The following is a 21,791-nucleotide window of genomic DNA, read 5'->3' as shown; positions in this document are numbered from 1 at the left end:
ACCGCCGCGGCCGCCCGATCGAGCCTTCGCCATCACCGCCTCCCTCAGAAGGTGCCGGCATGAAGGACCTTCGCGTCATCTTCGCAGGAACGCCCGACTTCTCGGTGCCGCCCCTGTCCGCGCTCCTAGAAGCTGGCGTGGACGTGGTCGCCGTCTATACGCAGCCGGATCGGCCCGCGGGGCGCGGGCGCAAGGTGCAGATGAGCCCGGTGAAGCAAGTCGCGCTCGAGCACGGCATCGCGGTCCACCAGCCCCAGAGCCTGAAGCGGGACCCGGCGGCAATCGACACCCTGAGCGCGCTCGGAGCCGACCTCATGATCGTCGTCGCCTACGGGCTGCTCCTCCCCAGCGCCGTCCTGGAGGCCCCGCGTCTCGGCTGCGTCAACATCCACGCCTCGCTGCTGCCGAGATGGCGCGGCGCGGCGCCCATCCAACGCGCCATCCTCGCCGGCGATCGCGAGACCGGGGTCTGCATCATGCGCATGGAGGAGGGCTTGGACACAGGCCCCGTCTACCATCGCCTGCAGACTGCCATCGCGCCACGGGAAACCGGCGGCACATTGCACGACCGCCTCTCGGAGCTTGGCGCGCGCGCCCTCATGGAAGCACTGCCCGGCATCGCCGATGGATCGCTGGCAGCAGAGCCCCAGGACGACACCCAGGCGACCTATGCGCACAAGTTGACCAAGGACGAGGCAGTCGTCGACTGGACCCAGCCGGCGGAGACGATCGAGCGCCAAGCTCGCGCCTTCGCCCCCTGGCCGGTGGCCCACACCCAGATCGACGGGCTGACGCTGCGGATCTGGGACGCCGAGGCCAAACCGAGCCCAGCGCCCTCTGCCCCCCCGGGCAGCGTCGTCCAGGCGGATCGTGCAGGCATCCTGGTCGCGACCGGGAGCGGCGTGCTGCGCATCACCCGTCTTCAACCAGCGGGCAAGAAGCCGATGAGCGCCGGCGATTATCTCAACGCGCGAGACTTGGGCGGCGTGAGACTTGGTTGAGCCCCGGGAACCGCAAGCCCAGCAGGCCAGCGCCGTCGGCGCACGCTCCCGTGCCGCAGCCGCCCGCATCGTCCACAGGGTTAGAGACCGCGGTCAATCGCTGACCCGCGCGCTGCAGGACCAGCACGACGGCGACTCCGCTCGCGACCCCGCCCTGACTCAGGAGATGAGCTATGGCGTGCTTCGCATGCTGCCACGCCTGGAGGCGCTCGCGGCACGCCTGCTCAAACACCCGCTGAAGCCCTCCGACCGCGACCTCGAGTGCCTGATCCTAGTCGGCCTCTATCAGCTCGAGGCGATGGCGACACCGCCGCACGCAGCGGTATCGGCCACCGTCGGCGCGGTGCGCCTGCTCGGCAAGCCCGGCAAGGCCGGACTCGTCAATGCCCTGCTGCGCCGCTTCCAGCGCGAGCGCGCCGAGCTGCTCGAGGCAGTCTTGGAGCAGCCAGAAGCACGCTGGCTCTTCCCGAGCTGGCTGATCGCGCGGATTCGCGAGGACTGGCCGCAAGACTGGGAGCAGGTCCTCAGGGTCAGCAACGAGCACCCGCCCATGGCTCTCAGAGTCAATCGAACGCGCGACGACCGCTCGAGCTATGCCCGCCTGCTCGCCGATGCCGGCATCACCGCACGCCCCATCCCGGGCCTGGAGACCGGCCTGGTACTGGACACCCCCCGCCCCGCTCGCACGCTTCCTGGGTTCGACGACGGCCTGGCTTCCATTCAGGACAGCGGCGCCCAGCTGGCCTCGGTGCTATTGGGCGCCCGGACGGGTCAGCGCGTCCTGGATGCCTGTGCGGCGCCAGGCGGCAAGACCGCAGCGATCCTCGAGCAGGCCCAGAATGCGCTGGACCTGGTCGCCGTCGACAAGGACGCCACCCGTCTCGAGAGCGTGCGTGCGACCCTGGGGCGGCTTGGCCTGGATGCCCGCATCCTCCAGGACGATGCCTCCAGCCCGCAGGGCGCGTGGCGCGACCCGCCCTTCGATCGCGTCCTGCTCGATGTCCCTTGCTCGGCGACCGGCGTGATCCGCCGCCACCCGGACATCAAGTGGCTCCGACGCCCGGACGACATCGCCGCCCTCCAGATGACCCAAGGGCAAATGCTCGACGCGATCTGGACGCTGCTGGCACCTGGGGGCCGACTGCTCTATGCCACCTGCTCCCTCCTCGCGGATGAGAATCACCAGCAGATCGCGGCCTTTCTCTCTCGTCGCGCGGACGCTTGCGAGCTGCCGCTGGAGACCGACTGGGGACGCCCGCTCCCTCACGGCCGCCAGCTACTGCCAGTCTCGGGCGGCCATGACGGCTTCTACTATGCACTGATCGAGAAGCGCGCCTGATGGTCAAAGCAGCAGGGGTGGAGCTCGGACGGGTGCTCATGCTGGGATTCGTGCTCGCGGTCTCCACGGCCGCGCTGGCCCGCGACAACTTCGCGATCGAGGAGCTGGAGACGCGTTTCGAAGACGCCCGGCTCTATCTCAGCGCGCGTATCGACTTCAACCTGAGCGATGTCGCGCTCGAGGCACTGGATAACGGCGTCCCCCTCACGTTCGTCTACCACATCCAGGTCAGGCGCACCAAGGCGTGGCTGTGGGAAAATAGCCTGGTCGACCTGCAGCTGCGCTATGCCATTCGCTACAAGCCGCTCTCGGAGCGCTACGAGGTCTACCACCTACCCGGCGACAAGGGCAAGGATTTCGTGACCCGCGAAGCCGCCATTCGCGCCCTGGGTGAGCTGAGCGACATCCAGCTCCTCTCGCGGGACGCCCTGGAGCCCGATCAGGATTACGAAGTTCAGATGAAGGTCTTCCTGGATGTCGAGGAGCTGCCACTGCCCTTGCGGCCCATGGCCTACCTCAAACCGTCTTGGAAACTCTCCAGCGGGTGGAGCAAGTGGCCGTTAACGCCTTGAGCTGGCGTCGCGGGCTGGGCGCCATTCCAGTCGCCATCCTCATCATCGGCCTCTTCGTCGTCCTGGTGCTGATGCGCGACGCGGTGCAGAACTCCGAGGCCCTCAGCCGCGCCTTCGTCCCCCTGCTCTTCATGGTCATGGCGGGGCTCTTCGTCCTCGCCATTCTGGTCGTCGTAAACATCGTCAAGCTGGTCAGGCGTTATCGCCGCCAGGCCGCTGGCTCACGCCTGACCGCGCGTCTCGTGATCCTCTTCGCGCTCATCTCGCTGCTACCGGTCGGGGTGGTCTACTATTTCTCGCTCGGCTTCCTGCTGCGCGGCATCGACAGCTGGTTCGACGTCAAGATCGGCCGCGCCATGCAGGACGCCCTGGTGCTCAATCAGGCCTCGCTCGACCTCAACCAGCGCCTGCTCGGCAAGATCACCGAGCAGCTGCTCGCCGGCATCGAGGACAGATCGGCGACCGCCATCGCGCTAAGCCTCAGCAGCCTGCGCCGTCAGGCGGGCGCCATCGAGCTGACGGTCTACAGCGATACCGGCCATGTCCTTGCCACCGCCAATGAGGACCCCACCCAGCTGGTCCCCAACCACGCCGAGCGCGAGATCCAGCAGAACGTACGCTCAGGGGCCAACTATGTCGGCCTGGAGAGCGGCCCCGGAGACGAGCTGGTGGTGCGGACACTGGTCCAAGACCCGCGCGGCCGCCCCATGCTGATGCAGGCCATCTTCCCGACGTCGGCACGCATCACCGAGCTCTCCTCCCGCCTGGAGGAGGCCTACAACCGCTACACGGAGCTGGCCTATCTGCGCAAGTCGCTCAAGCTCAGCTTCTCCCTGACGCTCTCTCTGGTCCTCTTGTTCGGGCTCATGGCGGCCCTGATCGCGGCCTTTCACACGGCGCGTCGGCTGGTCGCGCCCATCGCCGACATCGCCCGCGCCACCCGCTCCATTGGCGAGGGCGACTACGAGCAGCAGATCTCGCTGCCCAGATACGACGACGAGCTGACCTTCCTCGTCGCCTCCTTCAACGCCATGTCGCGCCGCATCGCCTCCGCGCGCGACACGGCGGCGCGCAGCAAGCAGGCCGTCGAGACCCAGCGCAACTATCTGGAGACCATCCTCGGGCGGCTCTCCTCCGGCGTCGTCTCGCTCGACGAGGGACTCAAGCTGCGCACCGCCAATCCAGCGGCCCGCACCATCCTGTCGCTGCAATTTGCCGAGGACGCCGGCCCGACGCTGGAGCTGATGGAGCGCGATCAGCCCTGGCTGACGCCTTGGACGGAGACGTTGCGCCGTCACATCGCGGCGGGGCAGGCCTGGCGCGCCGAGGTCGTGCTCCAGCGCGGCGAGGCGAGCCAGACGCTGATGTGCCGTGGAAGCCCGCTGCCCCTGCCGGATACGAGCAAGCGCGAGCACGTGGTGGTCTTCGACGACGTCACCTCGCTGATCACCGCGCAGCGCAACGCCGCCTGGGCCGAGGTGGCCCGTCGGCTCGCCCATGAGATCAAGAACCCGCTGACGCCCATCCAGCTCTCGGCCGAGCGTCTGAGACACAAGCTGCTCACCAAGGCCGAGGAGTCGGACGCCCGCGTCATCGATCGCGCGACCGGGACCATCATCCAGCAGGTCGAGGCCATGAAGGCGATGGTCAACGACTTTTCGGACTATGCCCGCGCACCGCAGATCCAGGCCAAGCCCTTGGTCTTCGACCAGCTTGCGCAAGAGGTGCTGGATCTCTACCGCAGCGCCGGCACGCCGGCGCTCAAGATCAGGCTGCGTGCCCACGGCATCCATGTGCGGGGCGACCCGCTAAGGCTGAGGCAGCTCATCCACAATCTGATCAAGAACGCCCAGGAGGCGCTCGACGGCCGGGCGGGCGGCGAGATCCTGGTCGCGACCAACCTGCACCTGGAGGAGGAGAACCGCGCCCTCGAGCTGGTCGTCGCTGACAATGGGCCGGGATTCGAGGCACACTTGCGAGATCGTCTCTTCGAGCCCTATGTCACGACCAAGGCAAAGGGCACTGGACTCGGCCTGGCGATCGTCAAGAAGATAATTGAAGAGCACGGCGGTATGATCGACGCTGAGAACACGGGCCAAGGCGCCTTGATCAGGGTCCGAATACCAGTCTGGCAAGCTGCTGAGCAAGCGGCCCAAGGTCGGGAGCAAGACAAAGACTCATGAGCGCAACCCACATCCTGGTCGTCGACGACGAGCCTGATATCCGCGGCCTGGTCAAAGAGATCCTAGAAGACGAGGGCTACGACGTCGCCGTCGCCGAGAACGGCGAGGCCGCGCGACACGCCCTGCGGGACCGCCGCCCCGACTTGATCCTGCTCGATATCTGGATGCCGGACATCGACGGCATCTCGCTCCTGAAGGAGTGGGCGGAGGATGACGACCTCCCCTGCCCCGTGATCATGATGTCCGGGCACGGCACCGTGGAGACCGCCGTCGAGGCGACGCGGCTCGGCGCCTACGACTTCCTCGAAAAGCCCCTCTCGATGGCCAAGCTGCTGCTGACCGTCGAGCGTGCCCTGGAAGCGGACAAGCTCCACCAGGAGAACATCGGCCTGAAGCGCCGCGCCCCCCAGGTCCACGAGCCCGTGGGGCGCAGCGCGGTGATGCAGCGGCTGCGCGAGCAGGTCAAACGCATCGCCCAGCACGACACCTGGGTGCTCATCACCGGCGAGGCGGGCAGCGGCCGCGAGACCTTCGCGCGCTACCTGCACTCCCAGAGCGCGCGCAAGGAGCGCCCCTTCGTCGACCTCAGCGTCTCCTCCCTGGCCGGCGGCAATGCCTCGCGCGAGCTCTTCGGCACCGAGGAGGGCGAGCACACGCACTATGGCAGTCTGGAGAAGGCCGCCGGCGGAACCCTGCTGCTGGACGAGGTCGCCGACATGGAGTGGGATGCCCAATCCAAGCTGCTCGGCGCCCTGGACAGCGGCTCCTTCCTGCGCGTCGGCGGCAGCGAGCCGGTGCGCATCGACGTGCGCATCATCGCCGTCACCCAGCGCAATCTCGAAGAAGAGGTACGCGCCGGGCGCTTCCGCGAAGATCTCTTCTATCACCTCAACGTGGTCCCATTGAACATCCCGCCGCTGAGCGAGCACGCGGAGGACGTTCCAGACCTATTGAACTTCTACCTCGACTTTTTCGCCACCCACGAAAAGCTGCCCTATCGACGCTTCAGCGTCGGCGCCCAGAACTTCCTGCGCAACTATTCCTGGCCAGGCAATGTGCGCGAGCTCAAGAATCTCGTTCAGCGCGTGCTCATCCTCGGTGCCGGCGACGAGATCAGTCAAAAAGAGGTCGAGAGCGCCCTGGGCGCGCCTCCTCCGGTACAGGTGCAGGCCCTGGAGGGACTGGTCTCCTTCGACCAGCCGCTGCGCCAGGCACGCGAGCAGTTCGAGAAGGCCTATCTCGACTACCAGCTCGAGAAGCACGCCGGGAACGTCAGCAAGATGGCGAAAGAAGCCGGCATGGAGCGCACACATCTCTACCGCAAGCTGCGATCGCTCGGCATCGAGATCAAAGAGCGTCGATGAGCTTCCTGCTTCCAGCCGCCAGCCTCCAGCTTCCGGCGAAGCGGCTGGCACGCTCAGCGGCTGATCTCGAAGCTCTCCAGAAACCTCCCATTCTGGCGGAAGAGCGCATGCGGCACTCGCTCTTCGGCCGCATGCTGGCGGCTGGAGGCTGGCGACTCCCATGAAAATCATCATCTTGGGTGCCGGCCAGGTCGGGACCTCGGTGGCCGCCAACCTGGTCAACGAGGCCAACGACATCACCGTCGTCGATCATAATCCGGACCTGCTGCGCGAGCTGCAGGACAGATTCGATCTGAGCACCGTCATGGGCCATGGCGCCCACCCAGATGTGCTCTTGCGCGCCGGGGCCGAGGACGCCGACATGATCATCGCCGTGACCAACAGCGATGAAACCAACATGGTCGCCTGCCAGGTCGCCTACACTCTGTTCCACACACCGACCAAGATCGCACGCGTTCGCGCCCAGAGCTTTCTCGACCGCCCGCGGCTCTTTGGCTCGGACGCGCTCCCCATCGATGTCACCATCAGCCCAGAGGCGCTGGTCACCGACTACATCATCCGGCTCATCGAGAATCCGGGCACCCTGCAGGTGCTGGACTTCGCCAGCGGACGCATTCGGCTGGTCGGGGTGCGCGCCTTTCACGGCGGCCCCTTGGTCGGGCAGGAGCTGCGCACCCTGCACGAGCACATGCCCAGCGTCGAGGCCCGAGTCGCGGCCATCTATCGGCAGGACCGGGCCATCCAGCCCGAGGGCGATACCATCATCGAGGTCGACGACGAGGTCTTCTTCGTCGCCGCCCCCAAGCACATTCGCGCCGTCATGGGCGAGCTGCGCCGGCTCGACAAGCCCTACAAGCGCATCCTGATCGCCGGCGGCGGCAACATCGGCACGCGGCTCGCCAAGGCACTGGAGCCCAACTTTCGTGTCAAGATCCTCGAGCGCAACCTCGGCCACTGCAAGCGCGTCGCGGAGGATCTGGAAAAGACCATCGTGCTGCATGGCGACGCCGCCGACCAAGACCTGCTGCTCGAGGAGAACATCGAGAATACCGACGTCTTCTGTGCCGTCACCAACGACGACGAGGCCAACATCATCTCCGCCATGCTCGCCAAGCGCCTCGGGGCGCGCAAGGTCATGGCACTCATCAACCGACCGGCCTATGTGGACCTAGTGCAGTCGGGCAGCATCGACATCGCCATCTCACCCCAGCAGGCGACCATCGGCAGCCTGCTCAAGCACGTGCGCCGTGGCGACGTGGTGATGGTGCACTCGCTGCGCCGCGGCGCCGCCGAAGCCATCGAGGCCATCGCCCATGGCGACAAGATATCGAGCAAGGTCGTCGGCCGCCGTATCGGCGAGCTGAAGCTGCCCCGAGGCGCCAGCATCGGCGCCCTGGTGCGTGGCGATAAGGTGGTGATCGCGCATACCGACACCCTTATCGAGCCCGAGGACCACGTCATCCTTTTCCTGCCGGACAAGCGCCGCATCCAAGAGGTCGAGCGCCTCTTCCAGGTCGGCGTCACCTTCCTCTAGCGCGTGTCGACGGTGATCCGAGCCCCATGAAATTCGCCGCCGTTCAAAAGGTCTTGGGCCTGCTGCTGACCCTCTTCAGCTTCACCATGCTGCCGCCGGCCTTGGTCGCCATGCTCTACCAGGACGGCGCGATCTGGCCCTTCATCTTCGCCTTCGGCCTCATCCTGGTCACTGGCCTGCTCATCTTTCTTCCGGTGAGTCGCTCGCAACATGTCCTGCGTCTGCGCGACGGTTTCCTGGTCGTCGTCCTGTTCTGGACGACCCTTGGCCTGGCTGGCGCCCTCCCCTTCCTGCTCTCGCCAAGCCCCGAGATCTCACCGACCGATGCCGTTTTCGAGTCGCTCTCCGGGCTGACCACGACCGGCGCGACCGTCATCATCGGGCTGGACGAGCTACCCAAGTCCATCCTCTATTACCGCCAGCAGCTCCAGTGGCTCGGCGGAATGGGCATCATCGTGCTGGCGGTGGCGGTGCTTCCCATGCTGGGCATTGGCGGCATGCAGCTGTACCGGGCCGAGATGCCTGGCCCCATGAAGGACTCCAAGCTGACGCCACGCATCACAGAGACCGCCAAGGCCCTCTGGTACATCTATCTGTGGATGACCATCGCCTGCGCGCTGGCCTATTGGGGCGCCGGCATGACCTTCTTCGATGCGATCGGTCATGCCTTCTCGACGGTCGCCATCGGCGGCTTCTCGACCCATGACCTCAGCATGGGCTACTTCGACAGCACCCTGATCGAGATGGTCGCCGTGATCTTCATGCTCCTGGCCGGCATGAACTTCACGCTGCATTTCGTCGCCGTGCACCGCCAAGATCTGCGCGTGTATTTTCATGACAGCGAATTCCGCTTCTATATGCTGATCATGGTCACGGTGGCGACTTTCGTGACCTTCACGCTTCACCAGACCCAGACCTACCTGACCTGGGAAGAATCCTTTACCAAGGGCCTTTTTCAGGCGGTGTCGATCGGTACGACGACGGGATTCACGACGGCCGAGTTCTACTTCTGGCCGCCGTTCCTGGAGATCCTGCTGCTCTTCGCCAGCTTCGTCGGCGGCTGCGCTGGCTCGACCGGAGGCGGCATCAAGGTCATCCGCGTGCTCCTCCTGATCAAGCAAGGGGTGCGTGAGATCGGACGCCTCATCCATCCCAACGCGCAGCTGCCGGTCCGCATCGGCGGCAAGACGGTCAACCACCGCGTTGTGGACGCGGTGTGGGGATTCTTCTCGCTCTATGTCGCCAGCTTCGTGCTCATGTATCTGATGCTGACCGCAACCGGGCTCGACCTGGTGACATCCTTCTCGGCGGTCGCGGCCTGCATCAACAACCTGGGCCCCGGACTCTCGCAGGTCGGCGCGCACTATGCCGACCTTCAGGATCCAGCCAAGTGGATCCTGTGCTTCGCCATGCTGCTCGGGCGCCTGGAGATCTTCACCCTGCTGGTGCTCCTGACCCCCGCCTTCTGGCAGCGCTGAGCCGCCCCGGACAGGCGGACCTAGGCGTCCCTGATCCCGGCATCCGCCAGGGTGAAGTGGAAGGCCGTCCCCTTACCCAGGCCTTCCGACTCGGCCGAGATCCGTCCGCCGCGGACCTCGACGATGCGCCGCACCAGGGTCAGCCCGGTGTCAGTTCCGTCGCCGCCCGAATCGAGCTTCTCGAAGAGGCCGAAGATCTTGTAGCCTAGGTTCGGCAATTGGAACCGCAAAGGCGTGAAGGACACGAAGAAGAGCAAAGGCTTGCATCGCCGCGTCGCTTCACCCTCTGAGCGAGCATCGCTTCGCAGACAAGATAGCGAGGGGAGGCAAAGCGTCAGACCTGGCTCAACCCCCGAGTCCACTGCGCGTCAGGACGAAATCCGCAACGGCGGAAGGTCTCGCCAGCGGCAGCCTCTGGGGATGTGGCGCCCGCGGCAAGGGGTCGTCCGTGGCAACGGCGATGATGTGGGGATCCTCGACATAGAGAGGTGCCTGGCCAAGCGCCGCGCGAAAGACCTCGATCTTCGGGTAAGGGGCATGCTTGAAGCCCTCGACGATCACCAGATCGAGGCTGTCATGCTCGAAACGCGCGAGCATCTCCTCCAGATCCGGATCGACGCCCTTGGTGTGATTTTCGACCTGTAGGGCCCAGCGCTCGCGCGATGCAAGGAGCGTCTGCGCCGCGCCCGCCGCGCGGATCTCGAAGCTATCCTTTCCCGGGAGGTCTAGATCGAAGGAGTGATGGGCGTGCTTGAGATAGCCCACCCGCAGGCCGCGCGCATGCAGATCGCAGACAACGGCGCGCAGAAGCGTGGTCTTGCCGCTGCCGCTCGGCGCAACGAGCCCGATGACCGGCAGCCTGAGGGCAAGCGGGTCCTGGTCGGCGGATATCGCGCCCGAAACGCCCACCCCTAGCCCCGATCGCCGCGGAGCATCGCCATGACGGCGGACAGCTCTTCGCTGGCCTCGGCGACCACGTCCACCTGCTCGCCCTCCGCCTCCGGATAGCCGAGCCCCAGCTTGTAGTAGGCGGGAACCTCGTCATAGCGGGGCAGCGGACCGCGCGTCTCGTTCTGGTTGAGCCGATAGAGGCGTGCCAGGAGGACGATATCGCAGTAGTCCGGCGCGTCCTTTTCATCACGGTGCCAATTGCCAGACTCGCGCACCACCGTGGTGATCTCCGGCCCCAGCCCCCAATAGTCGACAACCAGCTCGCCGACCATGAGGTGCAGCTTGAGGATGGCCGCCTCCAGCTCGTCCTCGTCGACCTCGAAGTGATTGCGGCTGACGAAGTCGAGGATGGGGATGACGCCGACATCGTGGACGAGGCCGGCTAGCATCGCCTGCTCCGGGCTGAACCCCTTGCAATGCCGCGCCAGGACATAGCTCAGCGCGGAGACATGGACGCTGCGATTCCACGCGGCCTTCATGCGATGCTTCATGAGCGGATTCTTCGACCGGAACAGCTGCTGCATCGCCATGCTCACCACGGCCGAGCGGGTCACCTCCATGCCGAGACGGATGATGGCGTTGCGCACGTCGGGAATCGGCTGCGCCGCGCGGTACATGACGCTGTTGGCCAGCCGAATGAGTCCACCGGTCACGGCCATGTCCATCTGAACGATCCGCGCCAGCTTGGCCGAGGTGATGTTGGGATCGCGCATCGCCTCCTGAATGGCCTTGGCGACCTTCGGCAAGGTCGGCAGGGACAGGTTGCCCTTCTTGCAGGCCTGATAGAGCTTGCCGAGCAGGATGCCCTCGGTGTCGTTCAGCTCCAGGTCGCCGAGCGCGTTGAGCGACGGCGGGTGGATGCCGCAGATATTCTCGTAGAGCTGGCGATCCAGGCGCAGCAGCTCGCCAGGGGTCACGAAGACGGCGTGCTCGCGCAGCCGGCTCTCGTTGAACAAGGGCGAGCAAGACCTCAGGGTCCCGGCCTCGATGATCTCCTTCTTGTCACCACTCACCAGGCAAACCTGCCCGGAGAGCAGGTAGTCGATCCAGGGGTATTCCTGGATCGCCGTCAGCTTCTTGCCGGCCTCGATGTCGAACACCTGACCGCTGCGCGCGAGCCGGATGCGCTCGTCCCTGCCCAGCTCGTGCACGGGCACGAGGTCGTCGAGGGTGGTCGCCGAGATGGGGTGTGTCATGCCATGCGTACTCCGAGCTTCAACCGAATCGTCATCGCGCTGAATGAATCATAGTCTCCCGCCGGGATCCAGGGCGTCACCGCCGATTCTGTCACAGAACCGGCTCAGCCCGCCCGCGCTTGGACATTTGCGCATCGACAGCGCAGAATGCGCAGCAATATCCGGGGCGCAACACCCCGCCGCGGCTCGGCCGCGGGCTTCCGACGCAAACACTCCTCGCACCGAATTCCGAACCACTGAACGACGCATTCCGACTCATCCATGGCTCAATATATCTACACGATGAACCGGGTCGGCAAGATCGTGCCGCCCAAGCGCGTCATCCTGCGCGACATCTCCCTCTCCTTCTTCCCCGGTGCCAAGATCGGCGTGCTCGGTCTCAATGGCTCAGGTAAGTCATCGCTGCTGCGGATCATGGCCGGCATCGACACCGAGATCGAGGGCGAGGCGCGTCCGCAGCCCGGGATCAACGTCGGTTATCTGCCTCAGGAGCCGCAGCTGGACCCGAGCAAGGACGTCCGCGGCAACGTCGAAGAGGCCCTGAGCCACGTCAAGGAGGCGCTGGAGCGCCTGGACGCCGTCTACGCGGCCTACGCCGAGCCGGACGCCGATTTCGACGCCCTGTCCAAGGAGCAAGGCGAGCTGGAGAATCTGATCGAGGCGACGGACGGACACAACCTGGAGCGCACCCTGGAGGTCGCAGCCGACGCCCTGCGCCTGCCCCCCTGGGACGCCGACGTCACCAAGCTGTCCGGCGGTGAGCGCCGCCGCGTCGCCCTCTGCCGGCTGCTGCTCTCCAAGCCAGACATGCTGCTGCTCGACGAGCCGACCAACCACCTGGACGCAGAATCCGTCGCCTGGCTGGAGCGCTTCCTGCACGAGTATCCGGGCACCGTGGTCGCCGTGACCCATGATCGCTACTTCCTCGACAACGTCGCCGGCTGGATCCTGGAGCTCGACCGCGGCCACGGCATCCCCTGGGAAGGCAACTACTCCTCCTGGCTCGATCAGAAGGAGCAGCGCCTGGAGCTCGAGCAGAAGCAGGAGCAGGCCCGCATCAAGGCCATGAAGCAGGAGCTGGAATGGGTGCGGACCAACCCCAAGGGCCGTCACGCCAAGAGCAAGGCCCGTCTCGCCCGCTTCGACGAGCTGCAGTCGCAGGACTTCCAGTCCCGCAACGAAACCAACGAGATCTACATTCCGCCGGGTCCGCGTCTCGGCGACCTGGTCATCGAGGCCGAAGGGATCAAGAAGGCGTACGGCGACAACCTGCTCTACGAGAACCTCTCCTTCAACCTCCCCGCGGGCGGCATCGTCGGCATCATTGGCCCCAATGGCGCGGGCAAGACCACCCTCTTCCGCATCATCACCGGCAAGGAGCAGCCGGATGCCGGCAGTCTGAGAGTCGGCGAGACGGTCCAGGTGGCCTACGTCGACCAGAGCCGCGACGCGCTGGACGACAGCAAGACCATCTGGGAAGAGATCTCGGGCGGTGCCGACAACATCATCGTCGGGCGCTACGAGATGCCCTCGCGCGCCTATTGCGGGCGCTTCAACTTCAAGGGAACGGATCAGCAGAAGCGCATCGGCGACCTCTCGGGCGGTGAGCGCAACCGCGTCCACCTCGCCAAGGTGCTCAAGAGCGGCGGCAACCTGCTCCTCCTCGACGAGCCGACCAACGACCTGGACGTCGAAACCCTGCGCGCGCTGGAAGAGGCCCTGCTGGTCTTCCCCGGCTGCGCCGTCGTCATCAGCCATGATCGCTGGTTCCTCGACCGCGTCGCCACGCACATCCTGGCCTTCGAGGGCGACTCCCAGGTCGTCTGGTTCGAAGGCAACTACGCCGACTACGAGGCCGACCGCCACCGCCGCCTCGGCAGCGACGCGGACCAGCCGCACCGGCTCAAGTACCGGCGCCTCTCGGCCTGATCACAAGACCTGCGGTCGAGTGGTCGGGTAGACGAGCCCAAGAGACTGTGAAGAAATCCGCCGTAGGTTGGGCTGAGGTACGAAGCCCAACATGGCGGTCGGCCTAAGGCACTGATTGTTTGGCCTCCTGCGTCGGCCCAACCTACGGTAAGATGCGGTCTTCGCGGTGCGCCCGGAATACTTTCACAGTCTCCCACGCGAAGTCCACCGATGCCGCCACCCGCGCTCGGCCTTCCAACGCAATGGGTCTTTCTCGCCTGAGCCAAGCGCCCGCATTCAGCACTGCCCGATGTCCACCGCCGACCACCTCATCACCCGACTCGAAACCCTCCTCGACCGCATCGAGCCGCTCCTTCCCACCTCGGAGCGCGCCCAGCCCGACTGGTCCGCCCACGCCTTCCGCTGGCGACGCAACGCTGAGCGTGGCTGGCTGCAGCCGATCCACGCACCGCACCGGCTCGCCTTCGCGGACCTGCTCTGCCTGGATCGTCAAAAGGAAGAGATCGCCCGCAACACGGCACAGTTCATCCAAGGCCGAACGGCCAACAATGTCCTACTCTGGGGCTCGCGCGGCACGGGTAAATCCTCCCTGGTCAAGGCCGTCTTCAACGCGCACCGAGATGCCGGACTCAGGCTGATCGAGGTCGACAAGGACGACCTCATCCAGCTCCCGGATATCCTCGACCTCATCGCCGGCCGCCCAGAGCGGTTCATCCTCTTCTGCGACGACCTCTCCTTCGAGGCCAGCGAATCCAGCTACAAGGCGCTCAAGGCCGCCCTCGACGGCTCCATTGCCGCCACGCCCGAGAACCTGCTCATCTACGCGACCTCCAACCGCCGCCACCTCCTCCCGGAATTTCAGTCGGAGAACCGCGAGGCGCGCATTCTGGACGGCGAGCTGCACCATGGGGAATCGGTCGAGGAAAAGATCTCGCTCTCCGACCGCTTCGGCCTCTGGGTAGCCTTCCACCCCTTCAGCCAGGCGCAGTATCTCGAGGTCGTCCGCCATTGGGTCGCTCGTCTGGTGGAGGCGGACCGCGCGCAGCTGGACACCGAGTGGGAGCCGATCGAGCGCGCCGCGCTGCAATGGGCGCTGCGGCGAGGGTCGCGCAGCGGACGCACTGCCTGGCAGTTCGCCCGCGATTGGACTGGACGCGAGAATCGAGGCTAAAACCGCTATCATCGCGTCATGATAGATGACGCCCTTGAAGCCGCGACCGAGCTGCTCGCCTCCTCGGTCATGAACTACCGCGGCCAGCCCGTCGGCACGGTTGCCGCCATGGACCCCGCCGGTGCAGTCGCCGCCAACTACCACGACTGTTTCATCCGCGACTTCATTCCGTCCGCGCTCGTCTTCATGGCAGACGGCAACCACGCCATCGTGCGCAACTTCCTCCTCACCGTCCTAGAGCTGCGCAGCCAGCACAAGTGCATCCACGGCCATGAGCTGGAGCCCGCGATGCTGCCCGCCAGCTTCCGCGTCATCCATGATCTCAAGGCCGGCGAGACCATTCGCGCCGACTTCGGAGACCAAGCCATCGGCCGTGTGGCACCTGTCGACGCCATGATGTGGTGGGTCATCCTGCTCGGCATCTACAGGCGCATGAGCGGGGACCGCGACCTGGCTCGCGACGAGCGCGTTCAGCGCGCGCTACGCAGCATCATGGATCTGACCCTCAAGGAAGGCTTCGAGGTCTTCCCAACCCTGCTGGTCCCGGATGGCGCTTTCATGATCGACCGCCGCATGGGCGTCTACGGCCACCCATTGGAGATCCAGGCGCTCTTCTACGCCATGCTGATCACGGCAATCGAACTGCTCGACGACAAGCCAGAGAACCGCGCCCTCATCGACCTCTCCGCCAAGCGCGCCACCTCGCTGCGCAGCTATCTGCGCTTCTTCTACTGGCTCGACCTCAACCAGCTCCGCACCATCCATCGCTATCAGACCGAAGAGTTCGGCGACGGCAGCATCAACATGCTGAACATCTACCCGGAGTCCATCCCGGAGTGGGTCGCGGACTGGCTGCCCGACCGTGCCGGCTACTTGGTCGGCAATCTGGGACCGGGGCGCATGGACTTCCGCTTCTTCGCCCTCGGCAACCTCCTCAGCATCCTCTTCGGCGTCACGACACGCGACGAGGGCGCGCGGATCATGTTCCTCTACAGCGACCGCTGGCCGGACCTCATCGGCGAGATGCCCTGTAAGCTCGTCTACCCGGCGGTCACCGGCAAGGAGTGGAGCTTCATGACGGGCAGCGATCCCAAGAACGTTCCCTGGTCCTACCACAACGGCGGCAACTGGCCAGTGCTCCTTTGGGCCTTCACCGCCGCCGCACTCAAGACCGGCCGTGGCGACCTCGCCCAGCTCGCCATCGAGACCGCCGACCGCGCCCTCCCCACCGACCATTGGCCCGAATACTACGACGGCAAGCGAGGCAACCTCATCGGCCGCCGGGCTCACCTCAATCAGCTCTGGACCGTCGCCGGATACCTCTTCGCGCACCGGCTCATGGAGAACGAATCCCTCCTCGACTGCTTCCCTCAGGGTCCGGACGGCTGAGAGCTTCGCCGCATCACGGATCCCCGACGCGATTCGATCATACCGCCCGTCAGATCCCTTGAAGCCATTGGGAAGCGCACCCGACGAAAGTCCTAGCGCACCAGGACAGATCGAAAATCGGGCTCGCGCATCGAGGAAAGTCGAGGCAGAATCTCAATTCACGGCCAGCTTCTTTTCTTTCAGTTGGGCGGCTTTCAGATGGGCTTCGGTTTTCGCACTGCGGCGCGGTACCGATGCCAAGGCGAGCTGAAAGCTTCCGACAGCATGCAGAACGCCGCGGGCCTCGCATGCTGGACGCCATACCCGCGCGACAGTAATAGGGAGCAAGCGCAGCGCGCCCCGGAACGTCTTGGCCACTGGGATCGGGGATCGGGCCGAGGCTCGACCCTTGAGAGCGAGCCAGGTGGCGATATTGGCGTCCAACCGATTTGAATCAGCCGCTTAGCTCGTTTCCTAGAAGACCACCCGCTCACCCCTTCCGTGAGTGGCCGGACACGGGAAGGCAGCTCCAAGACAAAGCAGCAAGCTAATCGTTGGTGGCTAGCAGCTCATCGGGATCAACGGCTCAGAGCCGCAAGCGGGACGCTTAGTCCGGCGACAAACGGAGAGGAAGATGAACGGACGAACCAAGGCCTTATTCGATATCACCGTACTGACGGATGCCCTCGCGACCCAGCGCGAAGAAGCGCAGGCGTCCATTCGAGCCTTGACGCTCGCCGCGAATGGCCGCATCGAAGGCTACCTATGCGCATCGGCCCTCGAGGCACTCTACGCAACCTTGTCCAGCAAGCATGGCAAGGAAGGCGCGAGAGAGAGGATCCAAGAGCTCAGGCACATGCTCGCCGTCGCCCCAATGAGCGCGGCCGTGGTCGATGCCGCCATCGCGCGGGATTTCCCTTACCTCGACGATGCAGTCACCATCGAATCTGCCCGGGTCAACGGGCTCGACGTCATCGTGACCCTGAATGCCGAGGACTTCACTGACCAGGCCCTACCCGCGCTCGCGCCTGACGACTTCCTGCGACGGTTCGGGGCCTGAGGACAGCGGCAGTCTGCTAGCGACGACCGCGCCCAGAATCGGTCGCGATCAAAGGCGCGGGGCAACAGTCGCAGCCCCAATCGAGGTGCGAAAGGGATCTCGACGCGACTCATTTTGTTGGACTCGATCCATTGTTGGACTCGATCCATTGTTGGACTCGATCCGTTGATAGACTAGATCCCGTTACCGATCACCGAGGAGTCAGCCATGGCCTTGGCCGAGGAAGACATCGCCTTCATCAAGCAGCATCTCGGCGAATGGCTGGCCGAGCAAAGCCTCGGCAAGCCACCCGCGGTCTACGAGATCGAGCTGCGCGAGCGGATGGTGCGCGTCGAGGAGGAGCTGAAGCACCAGCGTGAGCTGATGCGCCAGGGCTTCGAGGCGATGGAAAGGCGCTTGGAGCAGATCGACAAGCGTTTCGAGCAAGTCGACAAGCGCTTCGAGCAAGTCGACAAACGCTTCGAGCAAGTCGACAAACGCTTCGAGCAGATCGACAAACGCTTGGAGCAAATTGACAAACGTTTCGAGCAGGTCGATAAGCGCTTCGATGAAATGCTCAGGCGACACGACCAGCATTTTCTCTGGCTCGTCGGCTTCATCGCCACCAGCGCCGGTCTACTCGTCGCCGCCATGCGGTTCCTGTCGTAGCGCATCGCCGCTGAGCCTCTGCGCGCGGCAGCCCTCTCTCGATACGCACTTGAGACCCTGTCCCTGGCCACGGACGCGTTTTCCCGAGACAAGGCACCAAGCTCCCTGGAAAAGCAGGCACCCAATCGGTCCTGAGCCCGGGCGGGCGGCGCCCCTAGCCGCGAGACTGACCGAGTGCCGAGATCGGCCTTGATCGTCAGTTGGACCGGGTGGACGAGCGAGAGCGAAGTCCACCGAATCCCGCGCCGGCGTTGGTCGACTGCGCTGCCCTTGCCCATCCACCAGATCGGTGTGGAATTCAGCCGCGAGCAGCGCCAAGTGGTGCGCTTCGAAGTCGAAACGCTGGAGGTGGTCTGAGCCGATCGGCGGGCAGCTTGTGCCCGTGCCCGCCCTGGCCCTTCCCGCGTATACTTGCCCGCTGATTCTCGAACGCCAGGCACCTGAATGAGACTGATCCGAGGCTTGCACAACTTGCGTCCTGCCGACCGCGGCTGTGTCGCGACCATCGGTAATTTCGATGGGGTGCACGTGGGACATCGGACGGTCTTTCAGCGTCTGATGGCGCGCGGACGCGAACTGGGGCTCCCCGCAACCGTCATCACCTTCGAGCCGCAGCCGATGGAGCTGTTCGCGCCGGATGCGGCGCCGGCGCGTCTGACACGCCTGCGCGAGAAGCTGAAGGCGATACGCGCCTGCGGCATCGAGCGTGTGATGGTGCTGGAGTTCAACCAGAAGCTCGCGGCCATGGAGGCCCGCACCTTCGTGCAGCGGCTGCTGATCGAGGGGCTTGGCGTACGCTTCCTGCTCGTTGGCGACGACTTCCGCTTTGGGCGCGGCCGTACGGGGGACTTCGCGCTCTTGCAGCGGATGGGGCGCGAGGCGGGCTGGTCGAATGCCGGTTTCGAGGTCGAGGACCTGCATACCATCACACACGGCGAGGAGCGGATCAGCAGCACCCGCGTACGCGACGCCTTGGCCCGGGGCGACTTGGAGCAGGCTCAGTACCTGCTAGGGCGACCCTACACCATGGAAGGACGTGTCGTTCACGGCGACAAGCGCGGACGTACCATCGGATTCCCGACGGCCAACATCAACCTGCACCGGCGGGTGAGCCCGGTCCGAGGGGTCTATGCGGTCCGCGTGCATGGGCTGGACCAAGCCGGCTGGCCAGGGGTCGCAAACATCGGCACCCGACCAACCGTCGATGGACTCAGCGCCCGTCTCGAGGTCCACCTCTTCGGCCTCGACCGGCAGATCTATGGCCAGCACCTGGAGGTGGAGCTCGCACTCAAGCTCCGGGACGAGAAGAAATTCGACTCCTTCGATGCGCTGAAGACGCAGATCCAGCGCGATGCCGAGGCAGCGCGCGCCTATCTGGGTGTTGCGTAGGATTCGAGCGGCGGCAGCTCGACGCAGAGCGTCGGGAGATACGCAGCACCGCAGAGCGGCGCCGCGAGCGCAAGAGCGCTGCTAACAGCTGGACGCTGGCAGCTGGAGGCTGGTCGCTCCCGTCAATCGTAAATCAGCTCGGACCAGCGGCCATCTTCGATCATCTGCTCCTTGACCTTCAGCCAATCCTCTTCGGAGCCTGCCTGCTCGGCCATCACCTTGCAGAAGACCTTGGCCGCCTTGCTCAGGCCGGAGATGAAGACGTGGGTGTTGGCGTCTTTGATCAGGCGCCAGGCCTCGGTGGCGTGGTCGTGCAGACCCTGCTCGAGCGCCTGGGACGAGGTCATCAGGGGACGCGAGCCGAGCGCGCGGAAGGCCTTGAAGGTCTTCTCGTCATAGTAGTTGGCGAGGTCCGTGTGCTCGTCGTTGGTGTACATGAGGTCGAGACCACTGTGGCCGCCGTAATAGAGGCGCACCTGTCCCTTCCAGTCGCCGCGACGCTCGTAGATGTGCTGGGCGAAGGCGCGGAAGGGGGCAATGCCGGTCCCTGTGCCGATCATGAGGATGTTGGCGCGGCTGTCCAGCGGCATGCGGAAGGCGCTGAGGTAAGGCCCGGTGAGCGTGATCTGCTGGCCCGGCTTGGCGTCGCAGAGGAAGTTGGAGGCGATGCCCGGATAGCGCTCGCCGCTGATCTCGTCGACGTAGAAACAGCGGCGGACCAGGATGTCCAGATTCACGCCCGAGCCGACCGGCACGCTGCGCGCGTTGGCGATGGAATAGCGGCGCAGGTGGTAGGCGTTGCCGAAGTCGTGCGGCCCGGGCACGACGACGCCGATGCTTTGCCCTTCGACGAACTGGAACGCCGGATCCATCACCTCCAGGGTGATATGGCGGACCTCGTCAGTGGTCTCGGGCGTGACGCGCTGAGACTCCTTGATGATGGCCTGGGTGGTCTGGCCGAGGTCTGGGGGGAGAGCTCCTGCCGGGAGGGTTGCAGAGTGGGTTGATGCAGAGACTTGGGTCATCCTCTTGCTCCTCGCTCCGGTGACGCGCGGTCGCCGGGGATTGATGTCAGTGTGATTCGAAAAGAGAGTGCCAGCTATCCGTGCCCCGTAGGGTGGACGAGCGCAAGCGAAGTCCACCGAACCCCGTGCCGGCGTCGGTGGACTGCGCTGCGCTTGTCCACCCTACGAAATCAGCGGCGCTCGCAATGCCCGCTGCCGCATGAGCAGCCGCCGCCTTCCGGGCGATAGGGGCCGAGCTGCGGATGGCTGGCGGCGAAGCGCGCATAGATCCGCTGGACGACCACCCAGCCGGCGAGCACGACGAAGACCACCAAGGGTGCGAGCAGGAACTTAGCCATGCGAGCCTCCCAGCCCGGCGAAGCCCATGAAGGCCAGCGACAAGAGCCCGGCGAGCATCAGACTCATGGCCGCGCCCTGGCTCACCGAGGGCACGCGGGCCAGCGCCAGTTTCTCGCGCAGGCCGGCCATCAGCATCAGCGCCAGCGTGAAGCCCGCACCGGCGCCGAGCGCATAGACGATGCTCTGGACGAAGTCGTATTCCTTGGTCGTCTGGAAGAGCGCCAGCCCGAGGATGGCGCAGTTGGTCGTGATCAGCGGCAGGAAGATGCCGAGCGATCGGAAGAGCGCCGGGCTGAACCGCTTGACGAACATTTCCACCAGCTGCACGGCCGAGGCGATGACGGCGATGTAGCAGATCAGCCGCAGGAAGAGCAGATCCAGCTCGGTCAGCAGCCAGTTGATGCCGAAGGCGGCGGCGGAGCTGACCAGCATGACGAACATGGTCGCCAGCCCCATGTTCCAGGCCGTGTCTTTCTTCGCCGAGACGCCCAGGAAGGGACAGATGCCCAGGAAGAGCGCCAGCACGAAGTTGTTGACGATGGCGGCGTTCAGGAAGATCAGCGAAAGCGGCTCAGCGTGCATCTGCAATCACCCCGGTCGGCTCGGCCGCCTTGCGCTCCTTGCGCAGACGCAGCCAGTTGAACAAGAGCAGCCAGGCGCCGAGGACGAAGAAGCCGCCCGGCGGCAGGATCATGACGATCCAGGGCTGGAAGTCGGCCGGGAAGATGGAGATGCCCAGGATGGTCCCGTTGCCGAGGATCTCGCGCACCGTGCCCAGGCTGAGCAGCGCCAGGGTGAAGCCGGCGCCCATCCCCAGGCTGTTGACCAGGGTCGTCATCAGCTTCTGCTTGGAGGCATAGGCCTCGGCGCGCCCCAGGATGACGCAGTTGGCCACGATCAGCTGGATGAAGGCCCCCAGCGCGGCATAGAGCTCCAGGCTGATGGCCTGAATCGCGTAGTCCACGATGGTGACGAAGGTCGCGATGATGACGATGTAGCTGGCGATGCGGACCTGCTTGGGGATCCAATTGCGCAGCAGCGACACCAGCAGGCTGGAGCAGACCAGCACGAAGGTCGTCGCCAGCCCCATGGCGAGGGCGTTGACGGTGGTGCTGGTCACCGCCAGCACCGGGCACATGCCGAGCAGCATGACGAAGACCGGGTTCTCTTCCCAGAGGCCGCGCAGGAAGGTGTCCGGCGTCAGGCGCTCTCGGGTATCGGGCAATTCAGCCATTCCTATCGCC

Annotated in this window: 21 protein-coding genes and 1 pseudogene; 14 read left to right on the top strand and 8 right to left on the bottom strand. The window is 65.3% G+C overall.

All coding sequences use genetic code 11. The features are described 5' to 3' along the window. Positions 1 to 59: 59 nt before the first annotated feature. The 7 genes and pseudogenes from fmt to G3446_RS03665 all read left to right on the top strand — a co-directional run bounded on the left by fmt (position 60) and on the right by G3446_RS03665 (position 9,471). The gene (gene fmt, locus G3446_RS03695) at positions 60 to 1,001 is read left to right on the top strand and encodes a methionyl-tRNA formyltransferase (RefSeq protein WP_164451058.1); all 942 of its coding nucleotides are present in this window, start codon (positions 60 to 62) and stop codon (positions 999 to 1,001) included. Continuing rightward, positions 994 to 2,340: a 16S rRNA (cytosine(967)-C(5))-methyltransferase RsmB gene (rsmB, locus tag G3446_RS03690; protein ID WP_164451057.1), complete on the top strand. Its 1,347-nt coding sequence runs from the start codon at positions 994 to 996 to the stop codon at positions 2,338 to 2,340. Before fmt ends, rsmB begins: the two co-directional genes overlap by 8 nt. Continuing rightward, a complete protein-coding gene (locus G3446_RS03685) occupies positions 2,340 to 2,912 on the top strand; it encodes a DUF4390 domain-containing protein (RefSeq protein ID WP_164451056.1) in 573 nt (190 codons plus the stop codon). The genes rsmB and G3446_RS03685 overlap by 1 nt, the downstream gene beginning before the upstream one ends. Continuing rightward, the gene (locus G3446_RS03680; RefSeq protein ID WP_164451055.1) at positions 2,894 to 5,095 is read left to right on the top strand and encodes an ATP-binding protein; all 2,202 of its coding nucleotides are present in this window, start codon (positions 2,894 to 2,896) and stop codon (positions 5,093 to 5,095) included. Before G3446_RS03685 ends, G3446_RS03680 begins: the two co-directional genes overlap by 19 nt. Next, the gene (locus G3446_RS03675; RefSeq protein WP_164451054.1) at positions 5,092 to 6,459 is read left to right on the top strand and encodes a sigma-54-dependent transcriptional regulator; all 1,368 of its coding nucleotides are present in this window, start codon (positions 5,092 to 5,094) and stop codon (positions 6,457 to 6,459) included. Before G3446_RS03680 ends, G3446_RS03675 begins: the two co-directional genes overlap by 4 nt. 145 nt (positions 6,460 to 6,604) lie before the next feature. Next, positions 6,605 to 7,993, top strand: a pseudogene (trkA, locus tag G3446_RS03670) (Trk system potassium transporter TrkA); the annotation flags it as partial. A 26-nt stretch (positions 7,994 to 8,019) separates the two neighbouring features. After that, on the top strand, positions 8,020 to 9,471 hold the full coding sequence (locus tag G3446_RS03665) for a TrkH family potassium uptake protein (protein WP_164451052.1): 1,452 nt from the start codon (positions 8,020 to 8,022) through the stop codon (positions 9,469 to 9,471). 20 nt (positions 9,472 to 9,491) lie between these two features. Here G3446_RS03665 and G3446_RS03660 read toward each other — a convergent pair whose 3' ends face one another. The 3 genes from G3446_RS03660 to G3446_RS03650 all read right to left on the bottom strand — a co-directional run bounded on the left by G3446_RS03660 (position 9,492) and on the right by G3446_RS03650 (position 11,618). Continuing rightward, positions 9,492 to 9,728, bottom strand: coding sequence for an ATP-binding protein (locus tag G3446_RS03660; protein ID WP_164451051.1), 237 nt, complete (start codon positions 9,726 to 9,728; stop codon positions 9,492 to 9,494). Positions 9,729 to 9,816: 88 nt separating this feature from the next. Beyond that, on the bottom strand, positions 9,817 to 10,380 hold the full coding sequence (gene mobB / locus G3446_RS03655) for a molybdopterin-guanine dinucleotide biosynthesis protein B (protein WP_342450023.1): 564 nt from the start codon (positions 10,378 to 10,380) through the stop codon (positions 9,817 to 9,819). 2 nt (positions 10,381 to 10,382) lie between these two features. Further along, on the bottom strand, positions 10,383 to 11,618 hold the full coding sequence (locus tag G3446_RS03650; protein WP_164451050.1) for an HDOD domain-containing protein: 1,236 nt from the start codon (positions 11,616 to 11,618) through the stop codon (positions 10,383 to 10,385). A gap of 261 nt (positions 11,619 to 11,879) precedes the next feature. On the opposite strand from G3446_RS03650, the gene ettA reads away from it, so the two are divergent. The 3 genes from ettA to G3446_RS03635 all read left to right on the top strand — a co-directional run bounded on the left by ettA (position 11,880) and on the right by G3446_RS03635 (position 16,107). Next, the gene (ettA, locus tag G3446_RS03645; RefSeq protein WP_164451049.1) at positions 11,880 to 13,547 is read left to right on the top strand and encodes an energy-dependent translational throttle protein EttA; all 1,668 of its coding nucleotides are present in this window, start codon (positions 11,880 to 11,882) and stop codon (positions 13,545 to 13,547) included. 289 nt (positions 13,548 to 13,836) lie between these two features. Continuing rightward, complete coding sequence (locus tag G3446_RS03640) at positions 13,837 to 14,718, top strand: ATP-binding protein (RefSeq protein WP_164451048.1); 882 nt, start codon at positions 13,837 to 13,839, stop codon at positions 14,716 to 14,718. Positions 14,719 to 14,736: 18 nt separating this feature from the next. Then, complete coding sequence (locus G3446_RS03635) at positions 14,737 to 16,107, top strand: glycoside hydrolase 100 family protein (protein ID WP_164451047.1); 1,371 nt, start codon at positions 14,737 to 14,739, stop codon at positions 16,105 to 16,107. 153 nt (positions 16,108 to 16,260) lie between these two features. Here G3446_RS03635 and G3446_RS03630 read toward each other — a convergent pair whose 3' ends face one another. Further along, positions 16,261 to 16,530, bottom strand: coding sequence for a hypothetical protein (locus G3446_RS03630; protein ID WP_164451046.1), 270 nt, complete (start codon positions 16,528 to 16,530; stop codon positions 16,261 to 16,263). 190 nt (positions 16,531 to 16,720) lie between these two features. Here G3446_RS03630 and G3446_RS03625 point away from each other — a divergent pair, with 190 nt between their 5' ends. The 4 genes from G3446_RS03625 to ribF all read left to right on the top strand — a co-directional run bounded on the left by G3446_RS03625 (position 16,721) and on the right by ribF (position 19,183). Further along, a complete protein-coding gene (locus G3446_RS03625) occupies positions 16,721 to 17,146 on the top strand; it encodes a PIN domain-containing protein (protein ID WP_164451045.1) in 426 nt (141 codons plus the stop codon). Positions 17,147 to 17,353: 207 nt separating this feature from the next. Further along, the gene (locus tag G3446_RS03620; RefSeq protein ID WP_164451044.1) at positions 17,354 to 17,794 is read left to right on the top strand and encodes a hypothetical protein; all 441 of its coding nucleotides are present in this window, start codon (positions 17,354 to 17,356) and stop codon (positions 17,792 to 17,794) included. Positions 17,795 to 17,983: 189 nt separating this feature from the next. After that, positions 17,984 to 18,151: a hypothetical protein gene (locus G3446_RS03615; protein WP_164451030.1), complete on the top strand. Its 168-nt coding sequence runs from the start codon at positions 17,984 to 17,986 to the stop codon at positions 18,149 to 18,151. An 87-nt stretch (positions 18,152 to 18,238) separates the two neighbouring features. Continuing rightward, positions 18,239 to 19,183, top strand: a complete 945-nt coding sequence (ribF, locus tag G3446_RS03610) for a bifunctional riboflavin kinase/FAD synthetase (RefSeq protein WP_164451043.1) — start codon at positions 18,239 to 18,241, stop codon at positions 19,181 to 19,183. 122 nt (positions 19,184 to 19,305) lie between these two features. Here ribF and G3446_RS03605 read toward each other — a convergent pair whose 3' ends face one another. From G3446_RS03605 to rsxE, 4 genes are all read right to left on the bottom strand, one after another. After that, positions 19,306 to 20,208, bottom strand: a complete 903-nt coding sequence (locus tag G3446_RS03605; RefSeq protein WP_164451042.1) for a ferredoxin reductase domain-containing protein — start codon at positions 20,206 to 20,208, stop codon at positions 19,306 to 19,308. 170 nt (positions 20,209 to 20,378) lie between these two features. Beyond that, a complete protein-coding gene (locus G3446_RS27435) occupies positions 20,379 to 20,546 on the bottom strand; it encodes a hypothetical protein (protein ID WP_167757064.1) in 168 nt (55 codons plus the stop codon). Next, positions 20,539 to 21,129 (bottom strand): electron transport complex protein RnfA, encoded by a 591-nt coding sequence (locus tag G3446_RS03600; RefSeq protein ID WP_164451041.1) that lies wholly within the window; start codon positions 21,127 to 21,129, stop codon positions 20,539 to 20,541. The genes G3446_RS27435 and G3446_RS03600 overlap by 8 nt, the downstream gene beginning before the upstream one ends. Further along, positions 21,119 to 21,781, bottom strand: a complete 663-nt coding sequence (gene rsxE, locus G3446_RS03595) for an electron transport complex subunit RsxE (RefSeq protein ID WP_164451040.1) — start codon at positions 21,779 to 21,781, stop codon at positions 21,119 to 21,121. Before rsxE ends, G3446_RS03600 begins: the two co-directional genes overlap by 11 nt. Positions 21,782 to 21,791: the final 10 nt, after the last annotated feature.

Source organism: Thiorhodococcus minor, from assembly GCF_010820565.1.
GTDB lineage: Bacteria > Pseudomonadota > Gammaproteobacteria > Chromatiales > Chromatiaceae > Thiorhodococcus > Thiorhodococcus minor.
The sequence above is the reverse complement of the archived record's forward strand: the minus strand, read 5'-3'. Positions and strand labels throughout refer to the sequence as shown.

Bases quoted from the DNA above. Each gene is read 5' to 3' on its own strand.
- fmt (WP_164451058.1), top strand. From the start codon at position 60: ATGAAGGACCTTCGCGTCATCTTCGCAGGAACGCCCGACTTCTCGGTG.
- G3446_RS03685 (WP_164451056.1), top strand. From the start codon at position 2,340: ATGGTCAAAGCAGCAGGGGTGGAGCTCGGACGGGTGCTCATGCTGGGA.
- G3446_RS03675 (WP_164451054.1), top strand. From the start codon at position 5,092: ATGAGCGCAACCCACATCCTGGTCGTCGACGACGAGCCTGATATCCGC.
- G3446_RS03665 (WP_164451052.1), top strand. From the start codon at position 8,020: ATGAAATTCGCCGCCGTTCAAAAGGTCTTGGGCCTGCTGCTGACCCTC.
- G3446_RS03650 (WP_164451050.1), bottom strand. From the start codon at position 11,618: ATGACACACCCCATCTCGGCGACCACCCTCGACGACCTCGTGCCCGTG.
- ettA (WP_164451049.1), top strand. From the start codon at position 11,880: ATGGCTCAATATATCTACACGATGAACCGGGTCGGCAAGATCGTGCCG.
- G3446_RS03640 (WP_164451048.1), top strand. From the start codon at position 13,837: ATGTCCACCGCCGACCACCTCATCACCCGACTCGAAACCCTCCTCGAC.
- G3446_RS03635 (WP_164451047.1), top strand. From the start codon at position 14,737: ATGATAGATGACGCCCTTGAAGCCGCGACCGAGCTGCTCGCCTCCTCG.
- G3446_RS03625 (WP_164451045.1), top strand. From the start codon at position 16,721: ATGAACGGACGAACCAAGGCCTTATTCGATATCACCGTACTGACGGAT.
- G3446_RS03620 (WP_164451044.1), top strand. From the start codon at position 17,354: ATGGCCTTGGCCGAGGAAGACATCGCCTTCATCAAGCAGCATCTCGGC.
- ribF (WP_164451043.1), top strand. From the start codon at position 18,239: ATGAGACTGATCCGAGGCTTGCACAACTTGCGTCCTGCCGACCGCGGC.
- G3446_RS03605 (WP_164451042.1), bottom strand. From the start codon at position 20,208: ATGACCCAAGTCTCTGCATCAACCCACTCTGCAACCCTCCCGGCAGGA.
- G3446_RS27435 (WP_167757064.1), bottom strand. From the start codon at position 20,546: ATGGCTAAGTTCCTGCTCGCACCCTTGGTGGTCTTCGTCGTGCTCGCC.
- G3446_RS03600 (WP_164451041.1), bottom strand. From the start codon at position 21,129: ATGCACGCTGAGCCGCTTTCGCTGATCTTCCTGAACGCCGCCATCGTC.
- rsxE (WP_164451040.1), bottom strand. From the start codon at position 21,781: ATGGCTGAATTGCCCGATACCCGAGAGCGCCTGACGCCGGACACCTTC.